Origin of the sequence: Mycoplasmopsis gallinacea, assembly GCF_900660495.1 — a bacterium.
GTDB classification, from domain to species: domain Bacteria; phylum Bacillota_I; class Bacilli_A; order Mycoplasmatales; family Metamycoplasmataceae; genus Mycoplasmopsis; species Mycoplasmopsis gallinacea.
Genome location: NZ_LR214950.1, coordinates 279,752 through 298,022 on the forward strand (window position 1 = coordinate 279,752; position 18,271 = coordinate 298,022).

The following is an 18,271-nucleotide window of genomic DNA, read 5'->3' on the forward strand; positions in this document are numbered from 1 at the left end:
TAACTCCTATCAGTATGGATCTCATTCTTTGTATAAACGCATTAACGCTTCTAAGTAGTAGTAATCTCCTCAAATGTTTCCTTCATCAACACCTTTGCCTGAATGTCATGAATAAACTCCGTGGAAAAGAACTGGGCTACCTGGTTTTGTTTCTAAATTAGCATAATTTGTAGCTAATGAATAAACGATTGATTTTGCAATATCTACATAAAGTTTTTTAGTAGCTTGATCATCAATGTGTTTTGCCATCTCTAAAAGACCGCAAGCAGCAATTGCACTTGCTGATGAATCTCTTGAGTGAGTATCGTCATTATTGAAGATTAAATCTCAATAAGCAACGTTATCTTTACCTTGGTTGTTTAAGAATTGATTAACAACTTTTTGGTGAATTTTGAATGTATCTTTATCAAGTCTTGGATCATTTTTAGCATATTTAACTGTAAGTGGAATTCCATATACACCTCATGCTTGACCTCTTGCTCAACAAGAATCATCTGAGTATCCTTGACGTGTTTTGCCATAAAGTGGTTTATTTGTATCTGGATCATAGTAGAAAGTGTGGAAAGTGGTTCCATCTTCTCTAATTACTGTATGAAGCGATGTATTAAAGTGGTTAATAGCCATTTCATAAAGTTTTTTATCTTCTTCTTCACCATTTTGAGCAGCTCAATGTAAAAGAGGAATATTTAAAAGACAGTCAATAATTAAACGGTAGTTTTCTTTAACTCCCATTGCACCTCAAGCTTTAATGAACTTAGCTTCTTCAATATAACGAGAAGCAAGGTGTCTTGCAGCAAGAATAGCAGCTTCTTTAGCTTTTAAATCTCCTGTTAATTTGTAGTAAGCTACACATGAAAGTGAGTAAAGGAATCCCATATCATGGTGATCTACTTCGATTTTGTTAACAATTCTATCGTAGTATGAATCAATGTGTTTTTTTACTAATTCTAAATATTTTGGATTGTGTGAATACTCGTAAGCAAGAGCAACCATTCCTGTTCAAAAGCCATCTGTTCATTCAATGTTATCCATTTTTTTGTAGATATTATCGAATGTATTTGGGCTTTGGAAGCTATCTCCAAAATATTCCATGTTAAGATCAATTTGTTTTAAAGCTTTTTCGATTGCATTTTCTAAGAAAGCTTTATCAACTTTTGATGCATCTTTAGCTAAGTATTCTGGATTTAAGATTTTCTCGTTGTTATTTACAAGGTTGTTTACAATCTTTTGTTCAGACATTATTTTAAATCCTTTGTTCCAACACCTTGCATGTCTGTATAGTCAAGGTTTTCACCACCCATAGCTCAAATAAAGCTGTAGTTTCTTGTTCCAACACCTGAGTGAATTGACCATGGAGCTGAAATTACGAAATCATTATTTTTAACAACTAAATGACGAGTTTCTTGTGGTTGTCCCATCATGTGGAATACTCTTTGATCTTCTTCTAAATCAAAGTAAAGATAACATTCTGTTCTTCTTTCGTGTGTATGGCAAGGCATTGTGTTTCACATATTATTTGGTTCAAGAAGTGTCATTCCCATTAAAAGTGAATTTGTTTGACATACATTTGGGTGGAAGAATTGGTAAATTACCCGTTTGTTGCTTTCTGCATCGCTACCTAAATTAATTGCTCTAGCATTTGCAATATCAACTTTTGTAACTGGGTATTTAATAAGCCCTTGTGTTGAAAAACCATAGAAAAGAGCTGGGTTTGAAGGATCAACTGATTTAACTGAAATTTTTTCAGTTCCTACTGGAAGGTATAATCCATCTTTGTTTTTAAGTGTTTCAGAATTACCATCATATTCAATAATCCCTTCTCCACCAATATTGATAATTCCACATTCTCTTCTTTGTAAAAAGAATGCAGCACCGATTTGGCTATCAATTTTTACATCAAGTGTTTTGTTTACTGGTTTAGCACCAAAAACAACTACACGATCATAATGTAAGTAGTTAACTTTCAGTTCATCACTTACAAATAAATCCTCAATTAAAAAATTTTCTCTTAATTTTGAAGTATCAAATCCTTTAACTTCTTCTTGAGATCTTGCGTAAAAAGTTTTCATCTATTATTTACCTCTTGAAAAGATTTTTAGAAATTTTTTGTTATTTTTTTGATTTGCTTTTGCAGCATCATTGATAGTATTAACTAATGTGTCTTTTTTACTTGGTTCAATAAATTGGAATGTGTAAAGAAGAATTAAAACAATTGCTAATCCTCCACCAATGAATCCAAGTAATGTCATTGATGATACTGAAGCTGTTAAGATAAGTGGTAAAGAAATGTATGCATAAAGTCTTTTACCTGTTTTAGATCTAGCAAATTCTCATCCGATTCATCCGATAGCAAGTGTTGCTACTGCAAGTCATTCGATTGATCTTGTTAAATCTGGAACTAAAATATCTAAGATGCTTCCTATATTTTTACCATCGTTATTTTTATCACCAAATTGTCCTGTGTATCCAAAGAAGATACCAATTAACACTATTGAAAGAAAAATAAAAATAACCATATTTAAATATTTTTTAATTTTTTCTGGTGTCATTCTAACCTCCTGTAAGTAATTTTATTTTTTTATTACTCTTAGGAGCATTTTTATAATAATTTATTCATTAAAATAAGAAAAAACACAGAAAAAATATTCTGTGTTTAGCTTTTTTAAATGATTGTATGAATATTTTATTCTAAGCATTTTAAGAAATAATTTTTCATAAATTTTTAGAAATGTTAATGTTTTCATATCGAGGGTCGTTTTTGTTTAAAAGATAGAAGAGCACAATGTCAAGAATCATAAATTGTGCGATTTTGTCAGTGATTTCAAAATCCACTACTCTATTTTTAAAAGTGTTGTAAATAACCGGATTAATTCGATCATTGCTTTTGAAATTGTAGTTTTGGTTTTTGCTAATTAAAGAAAACTTAATTTTGTTTTCATCAAGGATTTTAGCCACCTTAACACAATCTAAATTAGTGAATTTTTGTGAAATAATTAAAAAGTGATAACCATTACGCACTGCAGTTGGGTAAAAATCAACAAAATCATGAAGGGAGTTAAAAGCAATAGCTTCAATTCCGCTTTTTGATAATTGACGCGCAAAATATTTACCAGTTTCAAAAGAAGAACCAATTCCGAAAACCACAAGTTTTTTTGCGCGAATTAATTAAATTAATTAAAGAATTAAGGTGATTATCATCAATTGTAGAAAAAACTATTTTAACTAAGTTTATGTACTGCTCGAAAATATTGCGTTTAACATCTTCAAGTTCTACAACAGTATTAAGCTTAAGTTCGGGTATAATTAAATATTTTTCTAAATGCTTAGCAACATGAATTTGAAGCATTTTGAAACTATTAAAGCCTACCTTTTTAGTAAATCTACTAAGAGAAGTTTGGGTGATAAAAATTCTTTCACAAATTTCATTTTGAGTAAGTCTTACAAATTCGTCCGGGTTAGATTCGATGTAGTTAAGAATATAGTTGTCAATATCTCCTAAACTTTTTCTCTCATCGTCTTTTAAAAAATCAAAAACTTTAACTTGTAACATACTTTATTTATTATAAATGTTTCTATCAAAAGTTGAAACATTTTACACTTGCGTAAAAAAGCTCTAAAACGATGTTTAGAGCCTATTTTTTGTTATTTTTTACCTAAAAGTGAGAACATATTTTTCTTATAAACTTCAACTCCTGGTTGGTTAAATGGATTAACCCCGAGAAGGTAAGCACTCATTGTTAACGCTCTTTCAAAGAAAATAAATAATGCTCCGAGTGTTTCTTCATTAAAGCTATCAAAAAGAATGTGAATGTTTGGAACTTTTCCAACTTCTGTATGAGCTTTCATTGTAGCTTCAAAAGCAACGTTATTAACTGTATGTAAGTTATTTCCGTCTAAATAACCAAGTTTGTCATAGTCAAATTCATCAGCTTGAAATTCAATATTTACAGTTGGGTTTTTAAGTGTTAAAACAGTTTCAAAAAGAATTTTTGAACCATCTTGCACCATTTGTCCAAGTGAATGTAAATCAGTTGAGAAAATTGCGCTTGTTGGTCAAATTCCTTTTCCATCTTTACCTTCAGATTCAGCAAAAAGTTGTTTTCATCATTCAGCAAAGTATTGTAATTTTGATTCGTAGCTAACAAGCATTTCAATTTTGAAACCTTCTTTATCATAAAGATGGTTTCTTACAGCTGCATATTCATAAGCTGGGTTGTTATTTAAAAGCGGACTAGATAATTCTTCATTTGTAATTCTAGCTCCTTCTAAAACTTTATCAACATTAATTCCAGCACAAATAAATGGGAAAAGTCCAACAGCTGTAAGTACTGAAAAACGCCCACCAACATCATCAGGAACTACGAATTTTGTGTAACCTTTTTTAGTTGCAAGTTCAAAAAGCACACCTTTTGATTTATCGGTTGTAGCTGCAATTAAATCATTTGCATCACCTTTTTCATTTTTTTCAAGTAAGTTTCTAAACTCTCTAAAAGCAATTGAAGGTTCTAAAGTTGTACCTGATTTAGAAATTACGTTAATAGCAAATTTTTTGTCTTTTACATAGTTTAATTTAGCAACAAGTTCTTCTGAAGAGATGCTATTTCCAGCAAAAACAAGTTCCATTCTTGGTTTTTTTAGTGAGTATGGTCCGTAAATATAGTCATATCCAGTTTTAGCTCCTAAATATGAACCACCAATTCCAATTACCACAACAACTTCTACACCTTGTTCTTCTCACTGGTTAGCTTTTGCTTTCATTGCTTCAAGTTCAGCTTTATCGTATGAATTTGGTAAATCATATCAACCAAGTCAATCTTTTTCAGCAACATTTTTACTTAATACATCATTATGAATTTTTGTAACTTTATCTTGAAGATAAGCAACATCACTTAATCCATTTTTTAATGCGGGTTTAGTATTAAGTTCTAAATATTTTAATGCCATTAAAAAACTCCTTATTTTTATAAAATTTAAATTTAATTATTGTTTATTTATTATAGTTCAAAAAAATTTTTTTCAAAATTTCCAAGATATTGTGGAAAATATTTTGATTCCTTAAAAATAGCAATAGAAGGTATTTTGCTTAGAGAACTTTTTTCACATTTTCACAAATTCATCCTTTTTAAAACTAGAAAAGTTGTTGTTTTAATTTTAACCGACCTTAATTTATGAGCTAACTTGAATAGCAAATTTTACTAGTTTTAATCAAAATCTAAATTACTAAGCAAAATAGGGAAATAATTACCTTTTGAGCTATTGTAAAAAAGAATAATTTTTTTATGTTTTCCAGCTAAAAGTAATAAAATAAGAAAAGCAAAACAAAGGAAAAATGATATGGTAAAAAGTAATATTTATAAGCGAGTAGAAAGAACTTTTTTTATTCTGTTTACAGCAATATTATTACTTTTTATTTTTATATCTTTTTTTATTAAAGATGGTTATTCATATTTCCTTGGTTATGCGATAGGAGCATTATCAGTTTTCTTAACATATAAAGTAAACTTTATGGTTTCTTTTTTTATTTTTATTAGACCTAAAAAAAGCGCATTCTTTTTTGGATTTTTAAAATTCCTTCTAGTATTATTATGATGAGCCATTATCACGATTGCTATTGTTCAAATAGACCTAGATTTTCACGCTTATTTAAAAAGAGAAGCTGATAATTCACTTTGATATACACTAGCTCCAATTAACATTTTTACTTATGTTTTTGGCGCTAGTATGATATTTATCTCTATTATGGTTGCTCATATTTTTGAAGCAATCAAAATTAAGAAAATGAAAAAATAGGAAGGAGGTATCATGAACGAAATGATGGATAAGATTTGACAATGAAATCAACCACAACTTTTTTCACTGTTTGTGACCGTGATTATTATTATAATAATTTCACTTGTGGCTTATTATAAAGTGTCAAAAGTTAAACCAAATGAAGCACCTAAAGGAATTGCCTTTGTTGCTGAAGCTTATGTTTCTGGAATTGACAATAACTTAAATGATGTTTTTGAAGGAAAATTAAGTAAAAGTAAACCTTATTTATTTGTTTTAGCAACCTTTTTAGTGGTTGGGAATATGCTTGTTGTTTTTGGTCTTGAACCGATTGCTTCTTCATATTCAATTCCATTGATACTTGCAATTTCTAGTTGATTAGGAATTTTTGTTATTGGTGGAATTTACCAAAAAATTAGATACTTAAAAAAATATCTTAATCCACTTGAAATTCCAGGCGCTTTCTCACCACTTATTTCTCTTTCACTTCGTTTATACGGAAATATTGTTGGTGGTGGAGTAATTATGTTCCTTATTTACACAATTTTTGGGTACATATGAACTTTAGCTTCACCAAATCACCAATGATACTTTTTCTCAGTTATTTTTACACCTATTTTTCATATTTATTTTGACTTATTCGATACGTTGTTACAATGTTATATTTTTACCCTTTTAACTTCGATTTATTGACTTAGTGAAGTAAGTGAGGGTGAAAATGAAAAAGGAACAGAAACAAAAGGTGTAAAAAACTTTTTAAGTAAATTAAAACTTAAAAGAAAAACTAATGCTATTTATTAATCATTTACATTTTGGAGGTTAATTATGATTGAAACAGTTACAAAATTATTCGAAGATACACCAAATGCAGTACAACAAGCTGCTACTAACTCAGATTCATCATTAAAAGTTGGTCTTGTTGCTATTGGTGCTGGACTTGCAGCAATTGGTTGTTTAGGAACAGGTATTGGACAAGGTTTTGCTGCTGGTAAAGCAGCTGAAGCCGTTGGAAGAAACCCAGAAGCTGTAAGTAAAATCCGTACAATGCTTATTCTTGGTGATGGTATTGCTGAAACAGCTGCAATCTATGCTTTTGTTATCGCTATTTTAATTCTTTTCGTGCTTAAATAATAATGACAGTAGTTACCAAATTATTTGCTATTGATACCCCTAAGTCAGCAACTGAAGGGCTTCAAGAAAAATTCAGCACTTTATTCCCAAGTATTCCATTAATGCTTGCTACAATTATTGCTTTTGCAATTTGTTTTGGTTTTCTATTTTTCTTTTTATATCGTCCAGTAAGAAAAATGATTGCCAAACGTCAACAATTTATTCAAAAAAATATTGATGATGCAATTAGTTATAAGCAAGAAAGTTTGGATAAGCTTAATTTAGCTAATGACAATTTGAAAAACTCACACAAGCAATCAGATATGATCATTAATAACGCTAAAATTAAGGCGGAAAAAGTTATCGATCGCTACACTAAAAAAGCAAAAGATGATGCACGTAGATTAATTGAAGAAACCAATTTAGACATTCAGGCTCAACAAAGAGAATTTGACAAAAATTCTAAAAAATACATTACCGAAGTGGCTGTAGAGCTTGCTAATAAAATTCTTAAACGTGAAATTTCAAAATCTACACAACAAGAAATTATTGATGAATTCTTAAAAGATAATAGTCCAATTGAGGATATTTAATGTATATAAAAGCTAACCCAAATGGGTATGCGCTAGCTCTTTTTGAACTTGTTAAAGAGCAAAAAAACTTTGAAGAAATTCATCAACAAATGAAAACACTTCGTGAAATTATTGATAAAAATCCTGAACTTATTTTGTATTGAAAAAATGCAAATATCTCACTAAAAGAAAAATGAAGTTTAGTTGATGAAATTTTGCAAGGATTTGACAAGCTCATTATTAATACTTGCAAAGTTATTATTGAACGTAGAGCTTCATTTATGATGAAAAAAATTGTTACTCACTACTTGAAACTTTCAAATGAAGTGCTTAACATTCTCTTTGCTAAAGTTATCACTGCTTTTGAACTTGAGGAAGCAACAATTGAAAAAATTAAAAATAAACTTGAAAAGCAAACTAATAAAAAAATTGAAATTCTCACTGAAATTGATCCAGATTTAATTTCAGGATTTCAAATCGTTTTTGATACTGAGTTGTATCAAAGAAACTACAAAAATGACTTATTAAAATTAAAAAATCAAATTATCAATGATGAAAGGGGGAGATAAAATATGGCAAATCGTTTAGATGATATTTCAGCAATTATTAAAGAACGTATTCGTCATTTAGATGAAAAAGTTCATCACTCTGAAATTGGAAAAGTTATTTCAATTGGTGATGGAATTGCCCTTGTAAGCGGGCTTGAAAAAGTTCAAAATGGTGAAATTGTTATCTTTGATAACGATATTTATGGGCTTGCTATCAACCTTGAAGAAGAAGCTGTTGGGGTTGCTCTTTTTGGTAACGCTAACGATGTTTCTGAAGGTGATACAGTTAAAAGAAGTGGTGAAGTTATCTCAGTTGAAGTAGGTGATGCTCTTCTTGGTAGAGTTGTTGATTCACTTGGAAATCCAATTGATGGTAAAGGTATTATTAAAGCTTCTGAAAAAAGCCGAATCTTTAAGGTTGCATCCGGAGTAATGAGCCGTAAAGAAGTTAACCAACCACTTGAAACTGGAATTATCGCTATTGACTCAATGATTCCAATTGGAAAAGGTCAAAGAGAACTTATTATTGGTGACCGTCAAACAGGTAAAACAGCTATTGCAATTGATACAATTATTAACCAAAAAGGTAAAGGTGTAAATTGTGTTTATGTTGCAATTGGGCAAAAAAACTCTACAGTTGCCCAAATTGTGCAAAAGCTTGCAGATACAGGAGCTTTAGAATATACAACAGTTGTTGTTTCAGGTGCTAGTGAACTTGCTCCTCAACAATACATTGCTCCTTATACTGGAGTTACAATTGCTGAGTTTTGAATGAAACAAGGAAAAGACGTGCTTATTGTGTATGATGATCTTTCTAAGCATGCTATTGCTTACCGTACACTTTCACTTCTTCTTAGACGTCCACCAGGTCGTGAAGCTTACCCAGGAGATGTTTTCTATCTTCACTCACAATTACTTGAGCGTGCAGCTCGTTTAAACCAAAAATATGGGGGTGGGTCAATTACTGCCCTTCCAATTATCGAAACTCTTCAAGGTGATATTTCAGCTTATATTCCTACTAATGTTATTTCAATTACTGATGGTCAAATTTTCACCCGTGAAAATTTATTCAACTCAGGACAAAGACCTGCAGTTGATGTTGGTTTTTCAGTTAGCCGGGTAGGATCAGCTGCTCAAACTAAAGCAATGAAAAGTGTTGTTGGTTCATTAAAATTAGAGCTTGCTCAATATAATGAAATGCTTGCTTTTGCTCAATTTGGTTCAGATTTAGATGATTCAACTAAAACTATCTTAAACCACGGAGCAAAAGTTTATGAACTTCTTAAACAAGAACAATATTTCCCAATTTCACAAGTTGTGCAAATTATGCTTCTTTTAGGGGTTAAAGAAAGAATTATTAACCCTTTACCAAAAGAATATATGCATGAATATCGTTATCGTGTAATGTCATTTATTAATTCAACTCCTGAAGGTAAACTTATTGAATCTGAAATTTCAGATACCGGAGTAATTGGTGAATCAAATTACAAATTAATGGAAACAACATTGGTTGATATTGTTACCGAAATTATTGCAACTATTCCAAATTACGATCCAAAAATGTATAAAGCTTTTTCATCAAAATACCTAAAAAATAAGGTTGATTAATGTCGAATTTAAATGCTTTAAAAAATAGAATCGGAGTAGTTACTAATACTAAAAAAATCACTAATGCAATGCAGTTAGTGGCTGCTTCAAAACTTAGAAAAGCTAGAGAACAAGCTGAAAAAGTTAAATCATACCAAGATATTCTTGAACTTACATTTCACGATTTAATCACAAACATTTCCCCTAATGATTTTAAAAGCGTTTTCCCTTCAAATGATGAAGTTGAGAATTCACTTTATATCGTTATAACTAGCGATTTAGGGCTTTGTGGTTCATATAACTCAAACATTGTACACTTAATTGAAAATAAAATTAAGCCTAATGATAAATTGATTGTGTTAGGAACCAAAGGTTTAGGAATGTTATTAGAAAAATTCAAAAACAACATCGTGGATCATTACACCAACTACGGTGATACAGTTCCATACAAAATTAGTGATAAAATCACAAAGCTTGCTTTAAAGCTTTATCACGAAAAACAAATTAGAAACATAAACCTTGTTTATACAAAGTTTGTTAATAATATTTTACAAGAAGCGGAAATTAAAAAAATTTTTCCTTTTGATATTAGCAACGATTCAAGATATGTAAGTTATGTGGAATTTGAACCTAATCCTGAAACAATTTTGAAAAACTCAATTCCACTTTATATTGCAAGTATGATTTATACTTTAGGAACTGCTTCAAAAGTTTCTGAACTTGCAGCTCGTAGAAATGCTATGGAAAATGCTACAGATAATGCTGAAGATCTAATTCAAGCTCTTTCGCTTGAATTTAACAGAAGTAGACAAAGCATTATTACACAAGAAATTAACGAAATTGTATCTGGAGCAGATGCAACATAAAATAGGAGGTAAAAATGCATAAAAATGTTGGAACAATAGTTCAAATTTTAGGTCCTGTTGTCGATGTTCGTTTTACCGATGGAAAACTTCCAAAATTACTTAATGCCATTATTTGTGAAAAAGATGGTGAAAAATTTACATTTGAAGTTGCTCAACACATTGGGGATGATACTGTAAGAACAATCTCAATGGTTTCAACTAACGGTTTATATCGTGGACTTAATGCTTATGATACAGGAGCTCCTATTTCAGTGCCAGTAGGGAATGAAATTTTAGGGCGTATGTTTGACGTTTTAGGTAATCCAATTGACGAAATGCCTATGGATACAAATGTACAAAAAGCTTCAATTCATGCACCTAGTCCTTCATATGAAGAACAAAAAACATCATCTGAAATTTTAGAAACTGGAATTAAAGTTATCGACCTTTTAATTCCTTATGCAAAAGGTGGAAAAATTGGTCTTTTTGGTGGAGCTGGAGTTGGTAAAACTGTTTTAGTTCAAGAGTTAATTAACAACATTGCAACACAACATAATGGACTTTCAGTTTTTGCTGGAGTTGGCGAAAGAACTCGTGAAGGAAACGATTTATACTACGAAATGAAAGCTGCTGGTGTTTTAGATAAAACAGCACTTGTGTTTGGTCAAATGAACGAACCTCCAGGGGCTCGTATGAGAGTTGCTTTAACTGGTTTAACAATGGCTGAATACTTCAGAGATAAACAAAACCAAGATGTGCTTCTTTTCATCGATAACATCTTCAGATTTACTCAAGCTGGTAGTGAGGTTTCTGCACTTTTAGGTAGAATGCCTTCAGCTGTTGGATATCAACCAACACTTGCTACTGAAATGGGTGCGCTTCAAGAAAGAATTACTTCAACTAAAAGGGGTTCAATCACTTCAGTGCAAGCTGTTTATGTGCCTGCTGACGATTTAACTGACCCAGCTCCTGCTACAACCTTCACTCACCTTGATGCTAAAACTGTTTTAGACCGTGGAATTGCTGCGCTTGGAATTTATCCTGCCATTGATCCGCTTGAATCTTCATCAAGATTACTTGATCCGCTTGTAGTTGGACAAGATCACTATAATGTTGCTCAAGAAGTTGTGGGAATTTTACAAAGATTTAAAGAACTTCAAGACATTATTGCAATTTTAGGGATGGGTGAATTATCTGAAGAAGATAAGAAAATTGTTGCACGGGCACGCAGAATCAGAAACTTTCTTTCACAACCATTTACAGTTGCTGAAAAATTCTCAGGAATTAAAGGTTCATACGTTAAATTAAGTGATACTATTAGAAGTTTCAAAGAAATTTTAAGTGGTGAATATGATCATTTACCTGAAGATATCTTCAGATATGCAGGAAGCATTGATGAAGTTAAAGAAAGAGCTGAAAAATTAGAAAATGTCTAAAGTTTATCTTAACATCACAACTCCTACTGGAATTTTCTATGTAGGAAAAGTAGATATTGTAACTTTAAAAACTGCTGAAGGTTATATTGGTCTTCAGTCTCATCGAAGCCCTTTCTTTAGTAATGTGGAAATTGGGAACTTAATTATTGGTCATGAAAATGACAAAGATTCAATTAAATGCATCATTGGTGGTGGATTAGTTTATGCTGACTCTACCAAAATCAACATCATCACAGATGATATAATCAATGTTAATGACATTGATTTATCACGTGCAGAAGCAGATAGAGATAAATACATTAAACAAATCGAAGAAAGCAAACAAAAAGATATGAACACTGCAAAACTTGAGCTTAAACTTAAAAAAGCTTTAGGTAGAATTGATGCTTATAATACATATCATAAATAATAATTGCCACCATTCCTTGTGTCATAAGGAATGGTTTTATTTTAGGTTTTGGAAGTTATTAAAGTGGTTTATTCCTGCGTGAAAGGTCTAAAAATATTTATTATATAGCTTCTGTTTAGCATTTATCGATTAGCAATATTAAAATTACAAGGTAGTAAATAAAAACCAAACTTAGATTCTAAGCTTGGTTTTTTATCATTGTTATTTCTTATCAAGAGAAAAGAGTATCATTAACCCTAAAATTAAAGCAATAACAGCAATTATGCACAATGTAAGTATTAAAATCATTTTCTCTTCCTTTCTAGTAAGTTAGTATATGCAACAATTTTAAACAAAAAACCTTAGAGTCAAGCCTCTAAGGTTAAAAATTTAAATAAATTTTAAATTATTGAGCTTTTTTAGCAAGACGTTTGTTAAATGCATCAATTCTTCCTGTTGCTTTAACTTGTGTTCTGTTTCCTGTGTAAACTGGGTGGCAACCTGAACATACGTCAACTGCGAATGATGATTTTGTAGATTTAAAGTTAAAAGCTTTATCACATGTAGAGCATTTTACACTAACTTCAACGTATTTTGGGTGGATATCTTTTTTCATAAATATATCTCCTTTTTAACTATTTTGAGTAGAACTCAACAACTAATGCATCTTTAATTTCTGGATGCAATTCGTTTCTTTCTGGTAAACGATCTAATGTTACTTTGAAGTCTTTTCTTGTAAGTCATGCTGAAGCAGCTTTAGCTTCCATTGAATCAAGAATTTGTTGATTTTTTTGTGATTTTTCTTTTAATTCTACTACATCATTTACACTAACAACCATTGAAGGAATGTTAGCTTTTTTACCGTTTAATGTAAAGTGACCGTGGTTTACTAATTGACGAGCTTGTCTTCTTGTAGAAGCAAATCCAGCACGGTATACTAAGTTATCTAAACGAACTTCTAATAATTGAAGTAAGTTTGTACCTGTAACACCTTTGATTTTAATAGCTTTTTGGAAAGTTTTAACAAGTTGTTTTTCACTAACTCCATAAAGGTGTTTAACTTTTTGTTTTTCGTATAAGTGTAATCCGTAATCTGAAAGTTTTACTCTTTTGTTTCCGTGTTGTCCAGGTGCATAAGTTCTTTTTCTACCTTTTGCAAATTCTTTTCCTGTTTCAAGAATTGAAAAACCTAAACGACGTGATTTTTTAAATACAGGACCTGTATATCTTGACATGTTTTTCCTCTTTTCTGCATAAAGAGAGGGTTTATTTCTAGCTAGATAAATTTAATTTAATGCTTTCAATTTAGCAGCAAATTTACTTACAAAATTTAACATATTAAATTTACTTACCAGCCATAATAAACTGCTGTTATTTATGCTTATTTATTTTATCAAATCTTCCAGTTTAGCAAAATAAAAAAAGATAAAAGAATTTGCTTCTTTTATCCCTATATTTCTTATTTATAGCTTAATTTATCATGTTCTTCAGGACTATATGATTTGATAAATTCTGTCATTAAATCAACTGTTGCTTGAATATCTACAAGTGATGCAAGACCAATTGGGCTGTGAAGATATCTTTGCGGAATTGAGATAGTCATAACAGCTGCTCCGCCACATCCATATTGAAGTTCAGCAGCATCTGTACCACCACCTTCAGCTACATATTTATATGCAGGAATGTCTTTAGTTTTAGCTACATTCATTACATAATTAATTAATTTTGGATCAGGTAATGTTCCACCATCTTTTACAAGGATGCTTACACCTTTTCCAAGAACTGGAGTTCCTGGAATACATCCTGTTGTATCATGCGCAGCTCCTGTATCAACTGCAAAAGCAACATCAGGGTTAATTATACTTACAGATGTTTTAGCCCCTCTAGTTCCAACTTCTTCTTGAACTGTTCCAACTAAATAAACATCACAATCCAGTTCTAAGTCAGCAATGTTATTCGCAATAGCTTCAAGCGCTGTAACTCCAGCACGGTTGTCCATTGATTTACCACCAATGATGTTGTTTGCAAATTCAATTGTTTCACCAGCAATGTAAATTGGGTCCCCAATTGCAATTCCGGCTTTTGTAACTTCTTCATCACTTGTAAATCCTAAATCAACAAAAAGCTCTTTAGCTTCAATTGCTTTAGTAAATTTTTCTCTTTCTAAAATATGAATTGAAGTGTGTCCAAAAACTCCAACAAATCTTTTTCCTTCAGATTGAGTCACCACAGTTGCTTTAGTTCCAATAACAACATTTGGTCACACTCCACCAACTGTAGTTACCATAATGTTCCCATTTTTTTGGATGCTTCTAACCATGTATCCAACTTCATCCATGTGAGCTGCTAACATAACTTTTGGAGCATTTTCTCTTTTTGATTTTTTAAAGAAAATAACTGACCCAAGAGCATCTCTTGAAATTTCAAAACCACTTTTGATTGATTTTTTAAGCTCATTCACAACTGGTTCTTCAAAACGAGAAATAGCTTCAATGTTCATATAAACATTAAGTCTTTCTGCTAATTTTGAGTATTTTTTATCCATAATAAACCTCTTTAATAAATATTATTTGTAATTAATTCAATTTTATAGAAATATTTAAAAAATTAACTATTTTCAATTAAATCTTTATATCAATAGAATGATTTTTTAGGGTAGCGAGCAAAATCACCACTTCCATCATCATGACGATCAACATAGACAAATCCATATCTTTTAGCAAATTCACCAGTTGTAGCTGAAACTAAATCAATGCAACCTCACATTGTATATCCAAAAAGATCAACTCCATCGCTAAGAGCATCTTCCATAGCTTTAACATGCTTAGCAAGATATGCAATTCGATAATCATCATCAATTGTGTTATCTTCATTTTTCACATCAATAGCTCCAAGTCCATTTTCAGATACAAAAAGTGGAATTTGGTATCGAGCATAAAGCTCATTTAATGTATATCTAAGCCCTTCTGAATCAATTTGCCACCCTCAATCGCTTGATTTTAAATAAGGGTTTTTAAGTCCAAATTCGAAATTTCCTCCTTTTGATTTATCAGCCATTCCAGTTATATCTTCCACGCTAGTTGAATAATAACTAAAACTGAAATAATCTACTGTTCCTTCTTTTAAAAGCTCCAGGTCTTCTTTGGTTATATTAAGAGTAATTCCGTTATCTTTTCAATATTTTTTTGCAAAATATGGATATGCACCACGCACAAGTACATCTGCAGCATAATAAATTCCATAATTCATTTTTTCTTGAGCCGCAAGTACGTTAGCCGGATTGCAATTATAAGGGTATTTAGTTGACATTAAAAGCATGCAACCAATTTTAAAATTTGGATACTCCTTATGAGCAATTTTAGTAGCAATGGCACTAGCAACAAATTGGTGATGAAGCGCTTGTAATTTAGTTTGTAAATTTACATTTCACTCATTCATTGAAATTCCATTAGCATTTTTATCAATGATTCCTAGTGATAAAAATGATCCAAGCGGGTGTAAAAGTGGCATATTGACTTCATTAAATGTAATTCAATATTTGACTTTATCTTTGTATCTTTCGAAAATTACCCTAACATAATTTTCGAAAAACTTGATGGTCTTTCTGTTTTTAAATCCATTATATTTTAACGCTAAATTAAGCGGCATTTCATAGTGAGAAATCGTCACAATTGGTTCAATTCTATATTTGATTAGCTCATCAAGTAATAGGTCATAAAATTGCAATCCTTCTTCGTTTGGAAATGCATCATCACCATTAGGAAAAATTCTGCTTCACGCAATTGAAAAACGATAACATTTAAATCCCATTTTTGCTAAAAGTGCAATATCTTCCTTGTAAAACTGATAATGTTTTACTGCATCTGCATTGGGGTAAAATTCGTTTTCATCACGGATGTAAGTTACTCTTCTTGGTTTATCTACATCACCACCAGTTAGTGCATCTGTTACCGATAGACCTTTACCACCATGATTGTAAAAACCTTCAAGTTGATTAGCTGCAGTAGCTCCACCTCAAAAGAAATTTTTAGGAAATTTACTCATTTTATGCTCCTTAAAATTAAATTTATTGTTAATAAAATTTTAAATTATTTTCACTTTTTCACAAAGGTAAATTGCGCTTTTGATTACAAATTAGAAAAGTCACACGCAAATTTAATGCATGTGACTTTTTTGTGTCCATTGTGTAAAATAATAATGCTCGAAAAGAAAGGACACATTTTTATTATATGAAAAAATTAATAGATTTATCTAAACTAAATATTATTTGTGTAAAAAATAATGCTGAAAACTCACGTCACTTTATCATCAAAGAAACAGATGATGAGATAAAACGTCTTCACTCAAATGTTTCTTCTAAAAGATTACTTAGAGATAAACAAATATCTATACTATTAATGTGAGAAATTATTTTAAAAGTTCTAGTGTTGAATTCAATATCAAAAGTAGCGAAATATTTTGGTTATCAATCTAGAACGGTTAAGCAAAAAATGGAAATAATGATTGAAAAAAATGACTATCACAAAAGCTTAAAAAATAAAGTTATTTGCAAAAATTGTGGAGACAAAATTTTTATAACTAAATTTCTCTCGTTCAGAAAACTAGCAAATCATTTACTTAGTTATAAAACTAAAAGGTTAATGATAGTGTCAGAATCGCAAAAAAATAAGTGAAGTCACTTTAAGAAATATTGAAATGATGTAACTAAAGAATTAAGAAAAAAAGCAAGCAAAAACTCTAAAAACATTAAATGTAAAATGTCTGTGAAATTTATGGTCAACTCGTTCAAACAAACAAATCCAGATACTTTTTGCCCTACATTTAGCACAGTTTATAAAGCTCTAAAGCAACAAAGAATAAAGCTTCCTCTTGACCCGCTTTTATATTTATCAAGAGGTGGCTATACAAAAACTACATTAAAGCAAGGTAAAAATCCTTGATACACGCTAGAGACCTAAAATATAGACCTGAAGAAGCGAATTTAAGGCTAGAAAAAGGGCATTTTGAAGCTGATACAGTAATAGGGAAAAGAGAAGATAAGTTTGTTCTTTTTACACTTTTAGACCGTAAAACTAGAGAATTATATATCGCTTTAACCGAAAGAGATGCAAAATCAATTAACAAAGCATTAAGGATGTTAATAAGAAAATACAATCTTGAAATAAAGACTTTGACAGTAGATAACGGCAGTGAAAACACACTTCTTCATAAAGTGGTAGGCAAGAAAAGATTATTTAAATGTAAACCTTATGCTTCATATCAAAAAGGTTCAATTGAAAATGCTCATAGATACATTAGAAGATTTATTCCAAAGGGTAAAAGTTTCAATTCACTCACACAAGAATATGTGTTTTGACTCAAAGAACAAATCGATGAATACAAAAGAGTAATAGCAATAAAACTTTAAAAAGTAATAGCAATAAATGCTGATTTCGGGTTTTAACACCTAAACTAGATTTTCGTAAAGTAAATCTTTTTGTTGTGTAAATGTTAGTTTAGATAATATAGGCTTATAATATTGCTATTTTGTTACATATTCAATAATTGTGCTGCCGCAGGGGCCTTCTTTTCTTTCGCAGAAAAGAAGCAAAAGAACTTCAAAATTAATATGGGTAAAAGGAAATCTTTGGTCTTTGAGACCTAAACTAGATTTTAGTGATTGAAGCCCATTTAATGTGAAATGCTAGTTTTTTGCGGTGTTGTGCTATGTTTATCTTTAGACACAGATTCAATGATTGTGCTGCCGCAGGGGCCTTCTTTTCTTTCACAGAAAAGAAGCAAAAGAACTTCAAAAATTTATAAGAAAACAAGCCACAAGGGCTTGCGCTTTTGGTTTTGCTTTTGTCACTATTTCTTAATTTTTTGCACTAATTTTTTTATAATTTAAACATTAAAAAAGCATTGTTATTTTTTTGACACTGAACTTGCGTGTCACTTTTCCAATTTTTATTGCGCTTTTGATAGCGATTACCCTGCAAATAACCTTCAATATTTGGTATAATGTAAATAAAAATAA

Annotated in this window: 21 protein-coding genes; 11 read left to right on the forward strand and 10 right to left on the reverse strand. The window is 30.7% G+C overall.

The window, feature by feature from the left end:
* Window positions 1-6: 6 nt before the first annotated feature.
* The 6 genes from EXC51_RS00995 to EXC51_RS01020 form a co-directional block, all read right to left on the reverse strand.
* Window positions 7-1,239: a glycoside hydrolase family 88 protein gene (locus tag EXC51_RS00995; protein ID WP_129620118.1), complete on the reverse strand. Its 1,233-nt coding sequence runs from the start codon at window positions 1,237-1,239 to the stop codon at window positions 7-9.
* Entirely contained in the window at window positions 1,239-2,069 is an 831-nt protein-coding gene (kduI, locus tag EXC51_RS01000) for a 5-dehydro-4-deoxy-D-glucuronate isomerase (RefSeq protein ID WP_129620119.1), read from the reverse strand. The genes EXC51_RS00995 and kduI overlap by 1 nt, the downstream gene beginning before the upstream one ends.
* A 3-nt stretch (window positions 2,070-2,072) precedes the next feature.
* Window positions 2,073-2,549: a hypothetical protein gene (locus tag EXC51_RS01005; RefSeq protein WP_129620120.1), complete on the reverse strand. Its 477-nt coding sequence runs from the start codon at window positions 2,547-2,549 to the stop codon at window positions 2,073-2,075.
* Between the two features lie 148 nt (window positions 2,550-2,697).
* Window positions 2,698-3,144, reverse strand: a complete 447-nt coding sequence (locus EXC51_RS01010; RefSeq protein ID WP_129620121.1) for a MurR/RpiR family transcriptional regulator — start codon at window positions 3,142-3,144, stop codon at window positions 2,698-2,700.
* Window positions 3,107-3,550 carry a MurR/RpiR family transcriptional regulator gene (locus tag EXC51_RS01015; RefSeq protein WP_129620122.1) on the reverse strand — a complete coding sequence of 148 codons (444 nt, stop codon included), beginning with the start codon at window positions 3,548-3,550 and terminating at the stop codon, window positions 3,107-3,109. The genes EXC51_RS01010 and EXC51_RS01015 overlap by 38 nt, the downstream gene beginning before the upstream one ends.
* 92 nt (window positions 3,551-3,642) lie before the next feature.
* Window positions 3,643-4,944, reverse strand: a complete 1,302-nt coding sequence (locus tag EXC51_RS01020; protein ID WP_129620123.1) for a glucose-6-phosphate isomerase — start codon at window positions 4,942-4,944, stop codon at window positions 3,643-3,645.
* A 390-nt stretch (window positions 4,945-5,334) separates the two neighbouring features.
* On the opposite strand from EXC51_RS01020, the gene EXC51_RS01025 reads away from it, so the two are divergent.
* The 9 genes from EXC51_RS01025 to atpC are packed head-to-tail and all read left to right on the forward strand — an operon-like array spanning window position 5,335 to window position 12,276.
* On the forward strand, window positions 5,335-5,790 hold the full coding sequence (locus EXC51_RS01025; protein ID WP_129620124.1) for a hypothetical protein: 456 nt from the start codon (window positions 5,335-5,337) through the stop codon (window positions 5,788-5,790).
* Window positions 5,791-5,802: 12 nt separating this feature from the next.
* Window positions 5,803-6,570: a F0F1 ATP synthase subunit A gene (locus EXC51_RS01030; protein ID WP_129620125.1), complete on the forward strand. Its 768-nt coding sequence runs from the start codon at window positions 5,803-5,805 to the stop codon at window positions 6,568-6,570.
* A gap of 24 nt (window positions 6,571-6,594) precedes the next feature.
* Window positions 6,595-6,900 (forward strand): ATP synthase F0 subunit C, encoded by a 306-nt coding sequence (gene atpE, locus EXC51_RS01035; protein ID WP_187468995.1) that lies wholly within the window; start codon window positions 6,595-6,597, stop codon window positions 6,898-6,900.
* 2 nt (window positions 6,901-6,902) lie between these two features.
* A complete protein-coding gene (gene atpF / locus EXC51_RS01040) occupies window positions 6,903-7,472 on the forward strand; it encodes a F0F1 ATP synthase subunit B (protein ID WP_129620126.1) in 570 nt (189 codons plus the stop codon).
* Window positions 7,472-8,020, forward strand: coding sequence for an ATP synthase F1 subunit delta (gene atpH / locus EXC51_RS01045; RefSeq protein ID WP_129620127.1), 549 nt, complete (start codon window positions 7,472-7,474; stop codon window positions 8,018-8,020). Before atpF ends, atpH begins: the two co-directional genes overlap by 1 nt.
* A 3-nt stretch (window positions 8,021-8,023) precedes the next feature.
* Window positions 8,024-9,607 (forward strand): F0F1 ATP synthase subunit alpha, encoded by a 1,584-nt coding sequence (gene atpA / locus EXC51_RS01050; RefSeq protein ID WP_129620128.1) that lies wholly within the window; start codon window positions 8,024-8,026, stop codon window positions 9,605-9,607.
* A complete protein-coding gene (atpG, locus tag EXC51_RS01055; protein WP_129620129.1) occupies window positions 9,607-10,452 on the forward strand; it encodes an ATP synthase F1 subunit gamma in 846 nt (281 codons plus the stop codon). The genes atpA and atpG overlap by 1 nt, the downstream gene beginning before the upstream one ends.
* A gap of 14 nt (window positions 10,453-10,466) precedes the next feature.
* Window positions 10,467-11,867 (forward strand): F0F1 ATP synthase subunit beta, encoded by a 1,401-nt coding sequence (gene atpD / locus EXC51_RS01060; protein ID WP_129620130.1) that lies wholly within the window; start codon window positions 10,467-10,469, stop codon window positions 11,865-11,867.
* Window positions 11,860-12,276 carry an ATP synthase F1 subunit epsilon gene (gene atpC, locus EXC51_RS01065; protein WP_129620131.1) on the forward strand — a complete coding sequence of 139 codons (417 nt, stop codon included), beginning with the start codon at window positions 11,860-11,862 and terminating at the stop codon, window positions 12,274-12,276. The genes atpD and atpC overlap by 8 nt, the downstream gene beginning before the upstream one ends.
* A gap of 385 nt (window positions 12,277-12,661) precedes the next feature.
* Here atpC and rpmE read toward each other — a convergent pair whose 3' ends face one another.
* From rpmE to EXC51_RS01085, 4 genes are all read right to left on the reverse strand, one after another.
* Window positions 12,662-12,871, reverse strand: coding sequence for a 50S ribosomal protein L31 (gene rpmE, locus EXC51_RS01070; protein WP_129620132.1), 210 nt, complete (start codon window positions 12,869-12,871; stop codon window positions 12,662-12,664).
* Window positions 12,872-12,890: 19 nt separating this feature from the next.
* Complete coding sequence (gene rpsD / locus EXC51_RS01075; protein ID WP_129620133.1) at window positions 12,891-13,490, reverse strand: 30S ribosomal protein S4; 600 nt, start codon at window positions 13,488-13,490, stop codon at window positions 12,891-12,893.
* Between the two features lie 224 nt (window positions 13,491-13,714).
* On the reverse strand, window positions 13,715-14,800 hold the full coding sequence (locus tag EXC51_RS01080) for a M42 family metallopeptidase (RefSeq protein ID WP_129620134.1): 1,086 nt from the start codon (window positions 14,798-14,800) through the stop codon (window positions 13,715-13,717).
* Between the two features lie 62 nt (window positions 14,801-14,862).
* The gene (locus EXC51_RS01085) at window positions 14,863-16,299 is read right to left on the reverse strand and encodes a glycoside hydrolase family 1 protein (RefSeq protein ID WP_129620135.1); all 1,437 of its coding nucleotides are present in this window, start codon (window positions 16,297-16,299) and stop codon (window positions 14,863-14,865) included.
* Between the two features lie 185 nt (window positions 16,300-16,484).
* Here EXC51_RS01085 and EXC51_RS01090 point away from each other — a divergent pair, with 185 nt between their 5' ends.
* Both EXC51_RS01090 and EXC51_RS01095 read left to right on the forward strand, forming a co-directional pair.
* A complete protein-coding gene (locus EXC51_RS01090) occupies window positions 16,485-17,213 on the forward strand; it encodes a hypothetical protein (protein ID WP_129620136.1) in 729 nt (242 codons plus the stop codon).
* Window positions 17,192-17,662, forward strand: coding sequence for an IS30 family transposase (locus EXC51_RS01095; protein WP_129620137.1), 471 nt, complete (start codon window positions 17,192-17,194; stop codon window positions 17,660-17,662). Before EXC51_RS01090 ends, EXC51_RS01095 begins: the two co-directional genes overlap by 22 nt.
* Window positions 17,663-18,271: the final 609 nt, after the last annotated feature.